At 49.7% G+C, this 15,925-nt stretch carries 19 protein-coding genes; 9 read left to right on the top strand and 10 right to left on the bottom strand.

All coding sequences use genetic code 11. From position 1 onward, the window contains the following. Positions 1 to 14: 14 nt before the first annotated feature. From AF_RS06240 to AF_RS06225, 4 genes are read right to left on the bottom strand one after another with little or no spacing between them, the layout of a single operon-like run. Positions 15 to 296, bottom strand: a complete 282-nt coding sequence (locus AF_RS06240) for a transcription factor S (protein WP_048064352.1) — start codon at positions 294 to 296, stop codon at positions 15 to 17. Positions 297 to 303: 7 nt separating this feature from the next. Beyond that, on the bottom strand, positions 304 to 717 hold the full coding sequence (locus AF_RS06235) for an NUDIX domain-containing protein (RefSeq protein WP_010878729.1): 414 nt from the start codon (positions 715 to 717) through the stop codon (positions 304 to 306). Next, positions 714 to 1,349, bottom strand: coding sequence for a PHP domain-containing protein (locus AF_RS06230; RefSeq protein ID WP_010878728.1), 636 nt, complete (start codon positions 1,347 to 1,349; stop codon positions 714 to 716). The genes AF_RS06235 and AF_RS06230 overlap by 4 nt, the downstream gene beginning before the upstream one ends. After that, a complete protein-coding gene (locus AF_RS06225) occupies positions 1,342 to 2,037 on the bottom strand; it encodes a TrmB family transcriptional regulator (protein ID WP_010878727.1) in 696 nt (231 codons plus the stop codon). The genes AF_RS06230 and AF_RS06225 overlap by 8 nt, the downstream gene beginning before the upstream one ends. 63 nt (positions 2,038 to 2,100) lie before the next feature. On the opposite strand from AF_RS06225, the gene AF_RS06220 reads away from it, so the two are divergent. Genes AF_RS06220 through AF_RS06185 form a run of 9 tightly spaced genes read left to right on the top strand, consistent with a single transcriptional unit; the run spans position 2,101 to position 9,461 of the window. Beyond that, the gene (locus AF_RS06220; RefSeq protein WP_010878726.1) at positions 2,101 to 3,510 is read left to right on the top strand and encodes a COG1361 S-layer family protein; all 1,410 of its coding nucleotides are present in this window, start codon (positions 2,101 to 2,103) and stop codon (positions 3,508 to 3,510) included. After that, positions 3,503 to 3,964 (top strand): COG1361 S-layer family protein, encoded by a 462-nt coding sequence (locus AF_RS13485; RefSeq protein WP_010878725.1) that lies wholly within the window; start codon positions 3,503 to 3,505, stop codon positions 3,962 to 3,964. Before AF_RS06220 ends, AF_RS13485 begins: the two co-directional genes overlap by 8 nt. 16 nt (positions 3,965 to 3,980) lie before the next feature. Beyond that, on the top strand, positions 3,981 to 6,233 hold the full coding sequence (locus AF_RS06215) for a hydrophobe/amphiphile efflux-3 (HAE3) family transporter (protein ID WP_010878724.1): 2,253 nt from the start codon (positions 3,981 to 3,983) through the stop codon (positions 6,231 to 6,233). Between the two features lie 48 nt (positions 6,234 to 6,281). Further along, positions 6,282 to 6,578, top strand: coding sequence for a hypothetical protein (locus tag AF_RS06210; RefSeq protein WP_010878723.1), 297 nt, complete (start codon positions 6,282 to 6,284; stop codon positions 6,576 to 6,578). After that, positions 6,556 to 6,888 carry a hypothetical protein gene (locus AF_RS06205; RefSeq protein ID WP_010878722.1) on the top strand — a complete coding sequence of 111 codons (333 nt, stop codon included), beginning with the start codon at positions 6,556 to 6,558 and terminating at the stop codon, positions 6,886 to 6,888. Before AF_RS06210 ends, AF_RS06205 begins: the two co-directional genes overlap by 23 nt. 4 nt (positions 6,889 to 6,892) lie before the next feature. Beyond that, positions 6,893 to 7,399 carry a hypothetical protein gene (locus AF_RS06200; protein WP_010878721.1) on the top strand — a complete coding sequence of 169 codons (507 nt, stop codon included), beginning with the start codon at positions 6,893 to 6,895 and terminating at the stop codon, positions 7,397 to 7,399. Next, positions 7,396 to 8,034, top strand: a complete 639-nt coding sequence (locus AF_RS06195; protein ID WP_010878720.1) for a hypothetical protein — start codon at positions 7,396 to 7,398, stop codon at positions 8,032 to 8,034. The genes AF_RS06200 and AF_RS06195 overlap by 4 nt, the downstream gene beginning before the upstream one ends. Before the next feature lie 51 nt (positions 8,035 to 8,085). Beyond that, the gene (locus AF_RS06190; protein ID WP_010878719.1) at positions 8,086 to 8,634 is read left to right on the top strand and encodes a TIGR00295 family protein; all 549 of its coding nucleotides are present in this window, start codon (positions 8,086 to 8,088) and stop codon (positions 8,632 to 8,634) included. After that, positions 8,634 to 9,461 carry a DMT family transporter gene (locus tag AF_RS06185; protein WP_010878718.1) on the top strand — a complete coding sequence of 276 codons (828 nt, stop codon included), beginning with the start codon at positions 8,634 to 8,636 and terminating at the stop codon, positions 9,459 to 9,461. The genes AF_RS06190 and AF_RS06185 overlap by 1 nt, the downstream gene beginning before the upstream one ends. Here AF_RS06185 and AF_RS06180 read toward each other — a convergent pair. From AF_RS06180 to lysS, 6 genes are all read right to left on the bottom strand, one after another. Next, positions 9,426 to 10,946 (bottom strand): sodium:solute symporter family protein, encoded by a 1,521-nt coding sequence (locus AF_RS06180; RefSeq protein WP_143274408.1) that lies wholly within the window; start codon positions 10,944 to 10,946, stop codon positions 9,426 to 9,428. The genes AF_RS06185 and AF_RS06180 overlap by 36 nt on opposite strands. 158 nt (positions 10,947 to 11,104) lie before the next feature. Continuing rightward, a complete protein-coding gene (gene prf1, locus AF_RS06175) occupies positions 11,105 to 12,328 on the bottom strand; it encodes a peptide chain release factor aRF-1 (protein ID WP_010878715.1) in 1,224 nt (407 codons plus the stop codon). Then, the gene (uppS, locus tag AF_RS06170; RefSeq protein WP_010878714.1) at positions 12,328 to 13,083 is read right to left on the bottom strand and encodes a polyprenyl diphosphate synthase; all 756 of its coding nucleotides are present in this window, start codon (positions 13,081 to 13,083) and stop codon (positions 12,328 to 12,330) included. The genes prf1 and uppS overlap by 1 nt, the downstream gene beginning before the upstream one ends. After that, positions 13,080 to 13,373 (bottom strand): DUF2551 domain-containing protein, encoded by a 294-nt coding sequence (locus tag AF_RS06165; RefSeq protein WP_010878713.1) that lies wholly within the window; start codon positions 13,371 to 13,373, stop codon positions 13,080 to 13,082. Before AF_RS06165 ends, uppS begins: the two co-directional genes overlap by 4 nt. Positions 13,374 to 13,381: 8 nt before the next feature. Then, positions 13,382 to 14,377 (bottom strand): radical SAM protein, encoded by a 996-nt coding sequence (locus tag AF_RS06160; RefSeq protein ID WP_048064351.1) that lies wholly within the window; start codon positions 14,375 to 14,377, stop codon positions 13,382 to 13,384. After that, complete coding sequence (gene lysS / locus AF_RS06155; RefSeq protein WP_010878711.1) at positions 14,374 to 15,855, bottom strand: lysine--tRNA ligase; 1,482 nt, start codon at positions 15,853 to 15,855, stop codon at positions 14,374 to 14,376. Before lysS ends, AF_RS06160 begins: the two co-directional genes overlap by 4 nt. Between the last annotated feature and the right edge of the window lie 70 nt (positions 15,856 to 15,925).

Below are 15,925 nucleotides of genomic sequence, written 5' to 3'. Positions count from 1 at the left end.
TTTAATGATACTTTTTAATCGTACTCTCTCCACGTCTTCCCGCACTTTGTGCAGCGGAAGAACCTGACTTCACTCTCATCTGCGGCCCTGAGCTGCCTTAACCACCAGAAAGCTTCGTTGTGGCCGCATGCCGGACAGATGGCCTTTGTTGTTGGCAAAGTCTTGAGGTTCTCACCCTCTATAACGGGAACATCTTCCTTGTTCCTCTCCACCTTGATTACAAGCTCCTCGCTGTCATCAGCCTCCTTCTCATAGCCGCACTTCCTGCAAACGAGCTTGTCCCCCTGATATATCATCAGACTCTTACACTTCGGACAGAATTCCACGCAGAATCACCTCCGCATCCTTTATCATCTTCTCATGGTCAAAGGCGAGCTTTGGAAGCTCGTTAAGGCTGAAAAGCCCCACCTCCTTTGCATCGCTCCCCGCCTTAAGCTCTCCTCCTTTCGGCAGAACAACAAAGCAGACCGAGACGAAGTGCCCCCTTGGGTCTCTGTTCGGATCAGAGTAAACTCCAACCAAGGAGTGAATCTCTCCCTTCAGCCCCGTCTCCTCCTCAACTTCTCTCAGCACCGCGTCTTCAACCCTCTCGCCGTATTCCACTATCCCGCCCGGAAGAGCATAGTGACCCTTGAAGGGCTCATTCAGCCTCTTTATCAGCACGATTTTGCCCTGATAGGGGATTATCGCATCAACGGTTAGAGTGATGCACTTCATGGAGTGAAGAGTTTCGCTCCCGCCATATATCTTTTAGCCTTCTCAACACTCCATCCCACTTCACCAACACCTGAAAGGCTGTGCGCATCGCTCCCAATACTGTAGGCAATTTTCCTGTCTCTGCAGAGCTGCAAAAACTCATCCTGCGGTGATTTGTGGGAGGAGTTTAGCTCTACCGCCACCCCCCTCTCCTCAACAACATCCAGAAGCTTTTCGTCCATCTCAGCAAGCCTGCCATCAAAACCGAAGAGTGGAGAGAAGGGATGGCCGAGAACATCAACATCATGGCTTTCAAGGCACCTGATTACCCTCTCATAGTAAGCCTGTCCATATACAAACTCGTGAACTGAGGCGATGATGAAATCAAAGTCAAAGTCTGGGAGGACAATTTCTCCTGCTGCGTTTATGCTGCACTCAATTCCGCTGTAAATCTTTATGCCGTAAAGCGATGCTGCGTTCTCAATCTCTATTTCACGCATTCTCGCCTTCTTTTCCGTCAGGCCGAAGGGCAGCTCGATGGAGTGGTCAACTATTGCAATCGCCTTAAGCCCTCTCTCCTTCGCCCTTCTCGCAATCTCCTCAACGCTCCCCTGTCCATCGGAGTAGTTTGAGTGAATGTGCAGGTCAATCATTCTTTCTCCTCATGAACTCAATTACTGGTATCATAACCATTTTGGAAAACTCAATCACCGCCGGGCTCTCGCTCATGATTGCAATCTGTGTTCCATTGATGAAGATGCTGAAGGTCCTTTCATCGTCAAAAATGAAGATGCCGTGGCAGAAGTTTTTGAAGCTCCTTGCCACCTCCTCCTTCTTCTCAAACTCGTAGCTTTCAGCGTTCTCCACCGCTCTGGCATTGGATGATATTAAAATCAGCCTGCAGGTTGCCCTCCTAAGTATCTCCGCCACGCTTTCGGGAATATAAGACAGGACTCCAACAATCTCCCTCTTCGCGCTCTCTACAAGCTCTCTTAGCTTTTCAAGAACCATCTCTCCCCTGTAAACCCTGATGACGTCAATTTCCTCTGTCTCAAGCTTCGATAGCTCTCTCCTCAAAATCTCGATGTTCTCGTTTACTCTGCGGGAAAGAACGGATATGATATCGCTGACGTTGAGGGCCTTAAACCTTTTCGGCTTTCCGAAGGACTCAACGAGGCCTTTTGAAAGTAAGGAGTTCATCACGTCGTAAACGGAGGTTCTGGGGATACCGCTAATCTCGGATACCTCCTTTGCTGTAAGCGTTCCCTTCGAAACCAGCGCCACCAGCGCTTTAGCCTCATACTCGCTCAGACCAAAGCTTTTGAGCACTTCAACGAGCATCAGTGAACCTACAGCGAAAGGTATATATAATCTTTCGTATCTGGGACTACGACAGGTGAGACAATGAGATGGTTCGTGATGGTTATTGCGGCATTGCTGCTTATTACAGCCACAGCACAGGCTCTGGACTACGAGAAAAAACCGGAAATCGTTGCATACATTTACGGCTCAAGCTTTTTTGAGAGGGGAGACGAAAAGAATCTGGTTCTTGTAATTTTCAATGACGCTTGGAACGAGGAGATTAAATACGATGACCAGAAAGAGGCAGGATTTTTCAATGGCAGAGAAGAAATGCTGTTCACAGCCTACGACGTTCAAATTTCGCTTGAGGGGAACGAATACGTGAAGGTGAAAACTCCGGAGCAGCGCATTCCGGCTCTGCAACCAATGTATCCGGTCAACCTGAACTTTCTAATCAGCATTTCCGACAGTGCGAAGGCGGGAGAATACGAGCTTAGCCTTGAGGTTACTTACTACAGAATTAACGACCTCGAATCATTTGACTCTTTTTCCACAGTCTTACCATCTCAAGACATCATAGCAATCAAAAACGAGAGTATCACGGGCGTAGTGCATTACCCCATGTATAATCCCGATTACTACAACCTCACAGGCAACGGAACGAGGTATTACACTTACAAGTTGCTCAATCAGAAGTACGAGCTCGAATACGTAATGGAATCCCAGACAATCCCGATAAAAATCTACATCGAGGAGAAGCCGGTCAGGCTTGAAGTTTTAAAGGTGGAAGGTGAGAACCTCGTCGGTGGGGCAAAGGGCAGGATAACTGTCATGGTCAAAAACCTGGGCGATAAAACGGCAAGGAATGCCTATCTGGTTCTCGACACCCCATCGGGCTTTGAGGCTCAGGGATTAAGCGTTTCCACAGCATCAGCAATGCCTTCAGGAATGCCAGCAGGTATGCCCACGGGAATGACTACCAGCATCCCTGCAGGGATGCCGACAGGCATGTATCCGGCAATGCCCTCAGCAGGAATGGCTACAACAGTCTCATCAGCGAAGGCTGCCTACTATGTCGGCGACCTTAAACCAGGAGATGCGGCAAACGCCACCTTCTACCTGAAAATCAACGTGAAGGATGGCGGAACCTATCCTCTCCAGATTAAGGCCGTCTATCTGGACGAATTTGGTAAGCTAACAGAGAGCGACTCCACAACCTTCGGTGTAGAGGTGAGGGATGCCCCTGAAATCACTGTGAAGAGCACTGAAAGCAGAGTTTACGTGAACGCCAAGGGGGAGGTGGAGGTAACGCTTCTCAGCGACACCGACCTTAAGGATGCCAGCGTGAGAATCTCTGCCTCATCACCCCTCTCAGTTCTCAGCTCTGAGTACTACGTTGGCGAGATAAAGGCTGGTGAGGAGTTCAAGGCAGTTTTCAAGCTAAAGGCATCGAGCGAGGCGAACCGTCACCTATCCGGCGGACATAACCTTGGTTTACAGATCAATGGATGAGTACGTTGAGCTTGACCCAGTAAGGATTGGAGTGAAGGTAAACCCCAAGATGGAGTTTGAAGTTGTGGGGCAGCCAAGCATCGCTGCTGGTGAGGAGAAGGTCGTCACCTTCGTGATAAAGAACGTGGGCGAGTTTGAAGTCAGAGACGCTACTGCCAGAATAACAATCGTCGACCCCTTCTCCTCCACCGATGACTCAGCCTTCATCGGCGATTTGAAGCCCGGTGAGGCTGCAAACGCAACCTTCAAAATTTCAGTTGATGGCGATGCGACGCCCAAGCTCTACGCTCTCAATCTGGAGGTTAAATACAAGGATGCCGAGGGAGAGTGGGCCTACAGCGAGCCCGCAAAGGCCATAATAAACGTTACTCCCGCCAAGCCGCCTTACATGCTTTACGCAGTAATAGCGATAATAGTAATCGCAGCTATTGCAGTTTACCTGAAGAGAAGATAAGCGGTGGAGGTAAGGGATGTTCGCAGAGCTGCTGGACAGAGTTGCGAGGTTCATAGCCAGAAGGCCGGGATTCGTCATTTCCATCATCTCCATAATTTTAATTCTCTCCGCCTTCTCAGCACAGAATGTCGGCCTTACTTCAGGCACCGAATCGATGTTCAGCAAGGACAATGTCATCTACAGACAGTACAAGCTCTACCAGAAGGACTTTGGTGTTGGCGCAGACCAGCTCTTTGTTTTAATTAAGGGAGACGACGTGGTAAATTCGGAAGTTTACCAGTACCTCCTCGACCTTCAAAAAAGAATAGAGGAAATTGAGGGTGTCAGCAGCGTTGTATCGCCAGCTTCAATCGTCTCTTCTCTTTACGGTGGTCTGCCGTCAGATGAGTCCAAAATCTCCATCGCCACAAGCCTCTATGCTTCTGACCTCGTTCCAAAGCCAACCCTCGCCATGATGATTATACAGCTCGGCACGGCGGATGATACAAAACAGGAGGAGATTGCCATTGAGGTGGAGAAGGTCATAAGCTTCACGAACCCACCCCACGGCCTCGTTCTTCAGCTCACCGGTGGGCCAGCATTGAGCTACCAGATTGAGAGGGAGATTGGCAAAAGCTTTGGCATCACAATGATGGTCTCGATAATTCTGATGGTTCTGCTCCTCTTCCTAACTTTCAGCGGTGCTGTGAGGAAGAAGTACACCGCCTTTCTGCCACTCGTAATTTCAGTAATGTCCGTCACCGTTGTTTACGGTCTCATGCCCATCCTCGGCATCCCTCTTTCGGAGCACACCAACGGAGCGTTGCCCATGCTCATCGGCCTTGCCATTGAGTACGGAGCGCAGCTTCAGAACCGCTACGAGGAAGAGAGGAGGGAGGGGCGTGATGTTGACGATGCAGTTGTGATATCCATCACGAGAACTGGACTGGCAATTGTGATGGCGCTAATAACCACAGTTATAGGCTTCATGTCCATGCTCGCTCCCGGAATGCCCGCTATGGCCCAGTTCGGCATCATATCCTCTCTCGGCCTCATCGTTGCCTACCTCCTAACCCTGACCTTCCTTCCTGCCGTTCTGAAGCTAATAGACCACTGGAATGATGCCAAGGAGCAGAAGAGGGAAGAAGAGAAGTCTGTTGGCACGCTGGAGAGGAGCTTGTCCGCAATCTCAACTCTTACAGCCACAAGGCCTGTGGGAATACTTGTTGCTGCATCCATCATCGTTCTCTTTGGACTTTACGCAGCCCCCCAAATTGGCCTTGAGACGAACTACAACAAGTACGTTCCGCAGGATTTGACGGCGATGCAGAGGTTTAAGGAGATTGAAAGACTCGTCGGGGGGCAGGCAACCTACACTCTCGTTCTGGAAGTTGATGAGCTAAACGCTGAAACTCTGAAGGAGATAGACGAGCTCTCAAAGTACATTGTCGAAAAGGAGGAGCTCATTTACGACTACAGCTCCATAACAAAGCTCATTTCTGAAGTTAGAAAGGCCTACGGTTTTGAAGGTCTGCCAGAAAGCGATGCCGAGCTAATGCAAATTCTCTCCGCCTTACCACAGGAGGAGGTTAGCAGGTACATCTCAGGGGGGCAGATAGCGGTTCACTTCTCCTCAAACGCTGACAGTCAGGATGAGTACATCTCAACCCACAAAAGCATTGTCAGGGATGTTGAGTTCTTCGGCTGGAGTGGGGGATACTACGTTACGGGTGGCCCCGTCATTTACGGGGAAATGGGAAGGCTCATGACCTCAGGCCAGACCACGATGACTGTTGTTGCTTACGCTTTAATTATCATGCTTCTCCTCGCAGTTTATCGCTCCATAAGAAAGGCTGTTGTTCCTCTGATAGCCATCACCTCCGTAATAGGTGCGATGAACACCATCATGTTTCTGACGGGAACAAAGCAGACGATGATAAGCATCGCCCTGAACTCCATCACTCTCGGCCTTGGCATAGACTTCTCCATCCACGTCCTTGAGAGGTACTTCGAGGAGAGAGCAGCATTTTCTCCAGTTGAGGCGGTGAGAAGAACCATTGAAAGGACTGGAAAGGCCATAACAACCTCAGCGTTGACGATGGCAGGTGGATTTGGCTCGCTGATGTTCTCAACCTTCCCGATAATGCAGAACTTCGGCTTCATTGCCCTCGTGGCAATCCTGTTTTCGCTTCTGGCAGCACTAACAGTGGTTCCAGCCTTCCTGATGCTCACTGAGGGAATAGAGGCCAGAATTTCGGCTGCAATAAACAACATCAAAAATACCACATGAGCATGAGTATGAGGAAAATTTAAATACTTTTTATCACATTTTTTGTTAATGTTGGAAAAAATTTACTCTGTATTAGGCACAGGTTCATGCTTAGTAAAGGATGGTGAAATTATCGAAAGCTACCTTCTCAGCGATGAGGAGGTGAAGCTGATTGAAAAAATAGCAAAAGTAATACCCTTCTTACCCGAAAAATTCAAAGTTGGGTTTTTTGAGCATGAAGGTGGAAGAATAATTGCGATAAAGCATGGTGAGGTTTTCATCTGCTTTCCTGCAAGGTCGGATAACGTAATGAGCGAGCTTAGGAAGGTGGAGGTAGAGGTTTATGATAAAATCCTATCTCCTTAAAACGGGTGAAGAGCTGAGGGAGCACGGAGACGTTCCAGCGGAATACAGGGAGCTGTTCTCAATTTTGATTGAAAACGAGTTCAAAAATGCCGTGCTCATCCTCAACGGCGAAGCTCTGTACTTCGAGAGCAACAGCGTTTCAGGACTCGTCGAGGTTGACAGGAAACACATAGGAGCGGCAAAAATTCTCCTAAGAAGAGTTGCAAAGGAGGCAAAGAAGGTTGACCTCTCTTCTATCGAGGAGGCATTTGAGTTTGCGGAGCAGCTTGAGAAAGCTGATCTGGATGGGATTGCAAAATTTTTAAGGTGATGGTATGGTGTACGAGGTTCTCGCAGTAGTTTCGGGCGGGTTGCTCGGTTTTGGCGTTACATGGGCATATCTGAACTACGCGCTGAAGGAGGAAAAGGCCAAAGAGGAGGAGGTAATGAGGGCAAAGATATCCAACGTAACTTCTTCAGTAGAGCCAAAGTTGGAGACAAAAATGGAGAAACCCCCATCTGACCTGTCGGAATTCGTTGACTACCTCTGCAACAAGTACATGCTCAGCGACGTTACTCTGCTAACACCCGATGGCCTTCCAATAGCCTCAAACAGCCCCACACCAGAGGAAGATGCTGCAATAGCGCCGGAACTCATTAAAGTCGGAAAAGGGATGTTAAACTCAAGCAGAATTCTTCTAAGCGGGGAGAACACCAGAGTTCTCGTGATGCAGGTTAACCCAGATGTCCTGCTTCACGCGAGAGTTGCCAGGGACATTTCAAAGAGAGAGATAGAGAGGATTGGCGAGGAGGTAAACATGGTTTTGGAGGGGATAATATGATTCCTCTTGTCGCCCTGCTCGTCCTTTTAACTCTCCAAGCTTCTCCGGGAGATATTGTCAGCGTCAACGTAACGGATACGGCGACGCTAACAGTCGGCGATAGCTGCATGTACTTCGTGGACAATCTCCAGCCGTCCATCAACGCCACACCGGGGGAGTATGAAGTAAAGATAGGTATAAACTGCACTCCGGGGCTGAAAGAGGTGTACGCTGACGGAAGCGTTCTTGCACAGATCGATGTAAATGAAACCACCATTGACTACCAGGCTTACGCTGCAAGTTTGGAAAAGGAGAACCTTGCTTTGCAAAAGGAGGTTGAAAGTCTCAAGGAGAAACTGAAGATTTCGCAGGAGCAAATAGAAACGCTGAAATCACAGCTTGAAGACCTGCAGAATAAAGCGAAAATGCTTGGAATCCAGAACGAGTTGCAAAAGCAGCAGATAGAAGAACTTCAGAAGAAGCTTGAGAGAGCAAAAACGGAGCTCCAGAAGAAAAAGAGTGACTTGGATGAGTTAGAGGAGAAAATCAGGGAGTTGAACAGGCAGAGCAGCATTTACAGGCTTGCAACGTTCTTCATGGTATCCCTGTTCGTAGGCTCTTTCGTTGCCCTCGTGTTTGTAGCGAGGAAGGAGTGATTTCTCATTTTTTTGTTAAACCTTAAATAAACCATTTTCCCACTCCCCTCGATGGATGTACCTGAGGACGTCCAGAGGTTGTGGGATAAATACAAACTCGACGAGAGTGTTAGGAGGCACTGCCTCACTGTGGCAAGAGTTGCGATGAAGATTGCCGAGAATATCCGCAAAAAGGGTCACGAAGTTGACATGGATGCGGTTTTAAAAGGAGCGCTTCTTCACGACATTGGCAGAGCGATAACTCATGATCCGTTCCAGCACTTCATAAAATCCGCCGAAATACTGAGGAAGGAGGGGGTTGACGAGAAGATTGTAAGAATCGCGGAAAGACACTTCAGCGCGGGCATAAATGCGGAGGAAGCCAGCAAGCTCGGCCTTATACCGAAAAACTACATGCCAGAAACGCTTGAAGAGAAGATAGTCAGCTTTGCCGACAATCTCGCGATGGGGGTTAGGGAGGGCACGTTCGAGGAATTCATGAGGAGACTTGAGGAGATTGACAGAAAGAACCCGGAGATGCGATGGCTGACGGAGAGAACAAGGGAAAGAGCAAGGAAAATGAAGGAGGAGCTTGAAAGGCTTAGCGGACTGGTGTTTTAATGCTCAACTACCTTCTTTTATTCACGGCCGTTCTCGCCGTATCCTCCGCAGCAATATTTGCATTCCTCGCTTCTGTCCCTGGAGTCGTCGCCGCTTTCTGGAGGCTTACCCTCTCCATACCCTTTCTCCTGTTAATTTACAGGCCCAGGAAGATAGTGATGTCGAGAATGTCCGTTCTCGCGGGACTTGCCCTTGCCCTCCACTTTTCCTTCTGGATAGAGTCACTCTTCCACGCCTCAATTGCTGTAAGCACTACTATAGTCTGCACGCACTCCCTCTTTTCCGGACTTTTTGCGTATCTCTGGGGAGAAAAGCCCAGACCCAATCAGATTGCAGGTGTGCTCATTGCGATGGTTGGCGTTTACCTTCTAAGCGGTGCCGATGCGAGGGCTGACTTGTACGGAATACTGCTGGCCCTTGCCGGTGCGATTGCAGGCGGATACTACTTCGCATCCGCAAGATTTGCAAGGAGCGTTGACTTTCCATCCTACCTCATCGTGACCTACTCCTCAGCGGCAGTTTTTTCGCTATTAGCGTGCCTTCTAACCTCTCAACCGATTTTCGGCTACCCTGCCAGCACCTGGATTTACCTCGCGCTCATGGCGCTAATTCCGATGCTGGTAGGCCACTCCCTGCTCAACTACCTCCTAAGGCAGATGGAAGTTCTGCCCGTCACGGCAAGCGTTATAGGGGAGGCCGTTGGTGCTACAGCCCTCGCTGCAATTTTCCTGAACCAAACCCTTGAAACTCAGGCTTACGCATACATGTTCGTCATCCTTTCCGGAATTGCCCTAACCTTTTTCAAGCAGGGAAACCCCGACAGCTAAGACGAAGCTGGCCACAAAGCCCGGCAGTACAGAGTATGCAGGAATGCCGGCTATGTATATCGTCTTTCCGTAGATTGCGAAGGTTGCAAGAGTTACAACAAACCCCGCAATCATGCTCAGCCTTGCTGCGTTTTTGGTCATCCTGTCCCAATACAATCCCAGCATTATTGGGAAAAAGAAGCAGTTCGTCATGAGTGACAGAGCCGCCCAGATAAACCACGCAAGGAGCTGCTGAGGGAACAGAGCTATCAGGAGGGAGCCAAAGCCAATTAAAGGCACAACGAGCATGTTGACCTTTTTCAGCGCATTTTCAGACAGATTTTTACCAAGGGCGTTCCTCAAAACGTCGTAGCTGATGTTGTTCGCCGCAGTTAGGATAAGCCTGTCCGTTGTGGACATCACTCCCGCCAGAATTGTTGGGAGAAGCAGGACAAAAAGCCAGTAGGGAAGGGCCTTGCTGGCTATTGTCGGGTACGCCATGTCCGACCACTTAACCTCGATGCTCCCCAGGGTAAGGCTGGGAATGTCTATCATTCCTTTGGCCCAGGCAACCCTCGCAGCCATCCCCGCAAGGGCCGTGAGAAAGATTGCCGAAAAGCCGATTACGTACATTACCAGCGGTCCCCACCTTGTGTACTCGATTTTCCTGAAGGTCAGCATGTTGTTAACGATGTGCGGAGCGACCATTAATCCGAGTGGGACAGTTATACCGAAGAGCGTGAGGTTGTAAACCCAGCCCGCGAGTGGGACTGAGGCGGGGGCGAACGGTTTGCTGAGATACTTAGCAAACATGAAGTTCTCCGCCACACCTCTCGTGGCGTTCTGTATTTCAGGCATCGCTGCCAGAGCCTGATTCATAGCCTCGAACCCTCCAACCCAGGCAATTATGAATGGAACGGTAACGTAAATGCCGAGCAGCATAAGAATGGACTGCAGAAAGGTTGTCCAGGCCGTGGAGAACATCCCTCCGCTCATGACGTAGGCAACGACGATTACAGCCGCAATGACTGCCCCCAGCCAGTAGGGAATTCCAAGCACGACGTAGCTGACCACACCGATTGCCGTGTACTGCCCAATCAGGTATACGAAGCAGGTTACCGCCGAAATCAACCCGGCGAGAATTCTGATAATTTTCGGATCATCGTAGCGAAAAGCGAGATAGTCCTGAATGGTGAGTATTCCATTTTTGTCCTTGAGATTGAACAGCTTGTAACCGATCAAAATCGTTCCGAAGGCTATGGCAAAGGGCGGGCCAATTATCCTTTCCCACACGTTCGCATAGCCTGTGGTGAAGGCCAGGCCAGCAACGCCGATCAGAGTCATTCCGCTGAAGACGCTGCCGATCATCAGTAGGCAGTACGTCCAGAATCCGAGCTGACCGCTCGCTGCAACAAAATCCGCCACCGTCTTCGTCCTTTTTGCCCCGTAGTAGGCTATGATGGCTATGGCTATTAGATAGGCTAAGAATACGGCTACGGCTAACAAAAAATCACCTCCAGCTTAAGCCCCAGATTAACAGAATAACGATTTGAACGCCAACAGTCACACCGATGCTCGCAAACGTTACCGGCTCCATTCCAAACATGCTCTTATGCGCCAAATTTGCAAATAAAAGGATTTCCATTTTTGCTGACACTTGTTAGTCACTGACCGCCGTCCGGCTTGAATCTGAGAATTGCAGCTATTCCGCCAAAGGCTTTGTAAAGCATCTCACCCTCCTCGCTCTCTGTCGAGAGGAACTCGACCTTCGCCCCTGTGCTTTCCGCAAGCTCTGAGAGCTCAAGCACGATGTCCCTCCTCTCAACCTCCTCCATCTCGACGTTGTCCTCCTCGCAGAAGGGTGGCTTTTCTATGCCCTCCCTCACGGTCACCTCAACCTCCTTGCCGCACTTGGGGCATCGGTACTTGACCCTCTCGTACCTGAGGTCTTCGGAGAGCAGCAGCGTGTCAACAGCGCCGAGCTCAATGTACCTCCTTACCTCCTCCTCACCGTAAGCAGCTAACCCATCCCTAGCGACCTCTTTAAGGAACCTCTGCATCAGGTTCTTCTCTCTGATAATGTCAACTTCCTGCAAAACGTCCTTCGCCTTCTCCACAAGCTCATACAGCCCGGACTCGTCTGTGTAGCCGACGTCGAAGAGCCCCAACACCTTTTTCTGCAACTCGTGGTGCAGGTACTCACCCTCGTAGAATTCCTCCTTTGTAGGGGATGGCCCTCCAATGAGGATTCCGATCAGCTTGTCCTTGTAAGGCAGCAAGGCCTCGCTGGCCATCTCTCCTACTTTCTTGTAGAACTCGTGAATTGCTATCTCCCTCAGCCTCTCAAATCTAACGCTGCTCTGCCCTCCCTGCCTGTGCTTTCCGGGAACCATGGACGTGTCCCAGTCGAGGACCTCTATCCTCTTGCCCTTAAGCAGTCCCACCGTGGCCTCCCTTCGGTCGAGGACTATGAGCCCGTAAAGCTTCTTCTCTGTCAGCATCTCCTTGAGAGGGTCGAGGTAGAACTTCGAGTCGCAGTGGTACTTGTAAAGGGGAACGGGCTCAGGAGGCTCAATTATTTCGGTAATGTGCTTTTCCTTGCCGTTTATGTTGACAACACCGCTTATGATAACCATCCCGTTTTCGGGAGGTTTTCGGAAGTGCTTCAATCGGTTCAAAATTGCCTCTATACCTGCAAGAACGTTTGTTCTCGTTTGCTTTGATTTTATATTCGAAGCCTGACTCAGTTCACTTCTGAGCTGGTTGGAAACGTCGGCAATATTTTTATCAGGAGGAATATATAATGTAATGAGCTCGGTACCCCTACCCTTGTACTTCTCAAGCTCCTCCAGCTTCCTCTTGAACTCGTACATCATCTTCTGGGACATCACACCACCTCGTGACTCTTCCTGTACTGCCAGGCTCTTATCGCCCTGAGCAGGTCTATCTTTCTGAACTCAGGCCAGTAAACATCGCAGAAGTATGCGACGCTGTTCGCAGCCTGCCAAGGGAGGAAATTCGAGAGCCTCTGCTCACCACCCGTCCTTATTATCAGGTCAACCTTAGAATACCTCCCCTCACCATATAAATGTTCCTCAAGCATTTTCTCGTCAATCTCCTCCGGCCTGACCTCCCCTTTTCTCACCTTTCTTAAGATGGCTCTGACGGCATCTATGATTTCCTGCCTCCCGCCGTAGGCCACGGCAACGTTGAGGTAGTGCCTTCTGTGCTTTTTGGTTCTTTCCTCAACCTCCTTTATGGTCTCTCGAAGGTTTTCGGGCAAAAGCTCCCTCTTGCCGACCACCTTAACTCTGAGCTCCCTCTCGTAGGTCCTCCTGTCCTTTAGAAGTCTCCTGAGCTCGCTTTCGAGCAGCTGGAAAATGTTTTTCTTTTCCTTCTCACTTCTCCTGAAATTTTCGGTTGAGAAGGCGTAGAGGGTTAGCATCTTAACCCCCAGGTCCCAGCACCACTCAAGAACCTCTTCGGCTTTTTTAGAACCAAAAAAATGCCCTTCATGTGGCTCTAAACCTTTTTTCCTCGCAAATCTTCTGTTTCCATCCATAATGATGGCTATATGATGGGGAATCGCCCCCTTCCTTACACTCCTCAGCAGCTTGTTCTCATAAATTTTGTGAAATATCATTCAAATTCCTCGACGATTTTCCTGACCAAATCAGCGTATTCGCTCTTGAGGTAATATCTGTTCTTCTCCCCAAGCTCGGTCTTGAGTATTCCGAGCCTTGCGGAGATTAAGCCAACCATTGCGGAAACCCCCCTTGGGCTTATCGAGTAGCCCCTTCTTGACAAAATATCGTGGATTTCGCTGGTTGTGAATTTCTTCCCCTCAAGGAGCACTCTGAGCAGTTCCCTCCTCAGACCGTTCTTGTCCCTTTCGAGGTACTTCCTCAACCTCGACTCGACCTCTCCGTTCATGCCACACCTCAGATATCCATTACTTCAAGCACAAGCCGGTTATATGTGGGATATCTTTCGACTATCCTGAGCCTTAACCCCTCAGATTTTAAAGCTTCTCTAATCTTCTTCTCAAGTTCGGGAGTCGTTTCAATGCAATCTTCGAACCTTACAAATTCCTGTCCGGCTTTTCTGAGAATCTCTTCGGCGATGCTCAGCCTTTCTGCATCACCCTCAACTCTCGTGCATACAAGCGTGCCGTCTCTCGTGACGGCGTAAAACTCAGGGTGGTTCATGGCCATCCTTATCAGCCTCCTTCTGAACTGAGCAATGTCCTTGAATCTCGCGCTGCAGTAGTGAAACTTCTCAGCCCTCTCGTACTCCTTTACAATCCTCTCCGTCTCCTCATCACTGACGTAGTAGTCTGTGATGCTGTAACTCTCCGCAATCCTTTCCCAGTTGCTTTCACTCACTTCAAGCTGGTTCACGTTGAGAAAAGCGTCGTTTCTGTTTACAATTTCGACAATTTTCTCCTCAAATCGGATTGCGGGAATCTCAAAACCCGCGTCCATCCCCAGCTTTTTAGCCAGCCTGATTGACTCCTCATACTTTTCAGGACTCTTCAGTTCGGGTGGATGAAAGCGAATCTCGTCAAGCCCCTCAAGCTTTTTCAGCTTTTCTCCTGCGGGAAGGGACGTGTAGAGGTGAACGTGCAGGTCGAGCTTCTTTGCAAGCTTCAGGTATTCCCGAACCTTCTCAATTTTAAGCAAGGGCTCTCCTCCCGTAATTGCAATTCCCTCGGCGTCCATCATCTCTATTTCCTCAAAAACATCTTCTACGCTCTTCACAGGCCTTTCGTTGGCAAAGACAACATCCCTACCAATTTTCTCCTTTGAAACGGGGCAGTAAAAGCACGAGTTGTTGCAAATCCCTGTAACGAACAGCACGAGCTTCGCTCCCTTCCTGCACAGCCTGCATCCCTCTGGCAAGTAGGTGTAGCGACTCCCTGCCTCGATTCTCCTCATAGAGCAGCCTTTATCCTCTCCCTTACCCACTCCACTCCCAGAGATTTTATGAAGTAACCCACCCTCGGCCCGTAGGTTTTGCCGAGAATTGCTTTGTAAATCGCCTGGAAGGCCTTTGAAGACTTAATGCCAACCTCCTTTGAAACGTCATACACAAGCGTGTGTATCTCTTCGGGCTTCATGTCGCTCCGCAGTCTTTCAGCGTAGGCTCTAAGAAACTTCTTTTCCTCCTCGCTGAACTCCGCGGTGACCTTTTCGGGTATCTCGAATTTTATGTTGTCCGGTGCGTATTTCTCCAGCCACTTCCTCGCGTACTTCAGCCTCCTCTCCACGTCTCTTCTCGTCACGTCATCAACCGTGTATCCCGTTCTCTCTATGATTTCGAGCGCCTTCTCTAAATCCCAGTTGGCAATCTGACCAACAACAATAAGATGGCGGAAGGGGACGTCGGAGTAAACAACCTCACCGACGAGGCTGAGTTCAACACTCCTGTCCTTCTCCTTGAACTTCTCCTCGAACTCCTCCACGAGGTCGAGCAGCCCCAAACCGGGGTCGAATTCAATGTGCCTCTCCGGCTTGACCCTGATTGTTATGTACCTCACAATTTCTGGAGGTATCACCTCGACCATCTCTCTGACGGGAAGTACGATGCCTTTGGAGCTTTTCATAGCCCCCTTTCCCTTGAGGTGAATCCACTCGTAGGGAACGGGATAGGGAGGCTCGTAATCGAATATTTCCCTTGCAATTCTCACACCCGTGTCGTAGCTCCCTCCGGCAGCCGCATGGTCCTTCCCAAAAGGCTCGCAGGTAATGCTCAGAATCTGCCACCTCGCAGCCCAGTCAACTCTCCACGTTAGCTTGCCCCCTCCTACATAACCAACCCTGCCGCTGTGGCCGCAATCGCACTCGTAGTAAATCCAGTTTTCATCGAACGAAGTCACCCTCGTGGAGTTAATCCTTCCGCAGTTCTCGCAGAGCGGCATGAAGGGATACCAACGCTCCTCAAGCTCCCTCCCCGTCACCTCAGCGATTATTCTGGCAATTTCGTCCCTTCTCTTTAAAGCGATTCTCGTATTGTTCTCGTAGAGCCCCTCTGAATACATCTGGTAGGCTCTGCGAACCTCTACCGGAATACCGAGGATTTCAAGCGATTCTAAGAAGGGCTGAAGAAAGTGCTCGGAGTAGGAATCATGGCAGCCCTCCGGGTCGGGAATCTTGCAGAGAGGCATCCCAACGTAGTTCTCGTACTCCTCCGGAAGAAAGGGATACCTCCTTCTCAGCGGATCGAAATCATCAGCAATATAGACAATTTTCGCCTCTCCCCCAGCATCAAGAAGGGCTCTTCTGATTGCATCCGCCGTGACCATTTCCCTGAGGTTACCAAGATGAATATGTCCAGAAGGTGATATTCCTGTGGCTATTCTGTGAGAGTTCGACCTCTTCAGCAAATCCGCTGCAATCACATCAGCCCAGTGCATCGGTCAAGCTGAGGCGTTGCTGTTTTTAAACTTGCCTTTATCGAGATTGCAAAGTTGGGAAAAAGGTTTA

The organism is Archaeoglobus fulgidus DSM 4304, from assembly GCF_000008665.1.
GTDB lineage: Archaea > Halobacteriota > Archaeoglobi > Archaeoglobales > Archaeoglobaceae > Archaeoglobus > Archaeoglobus fulgidus.
The sequence above is the reverse complement of the archived record's forward strand: the minus strand, read 5'-3'. Positions and strand labels throughout refer to the sequence as shown.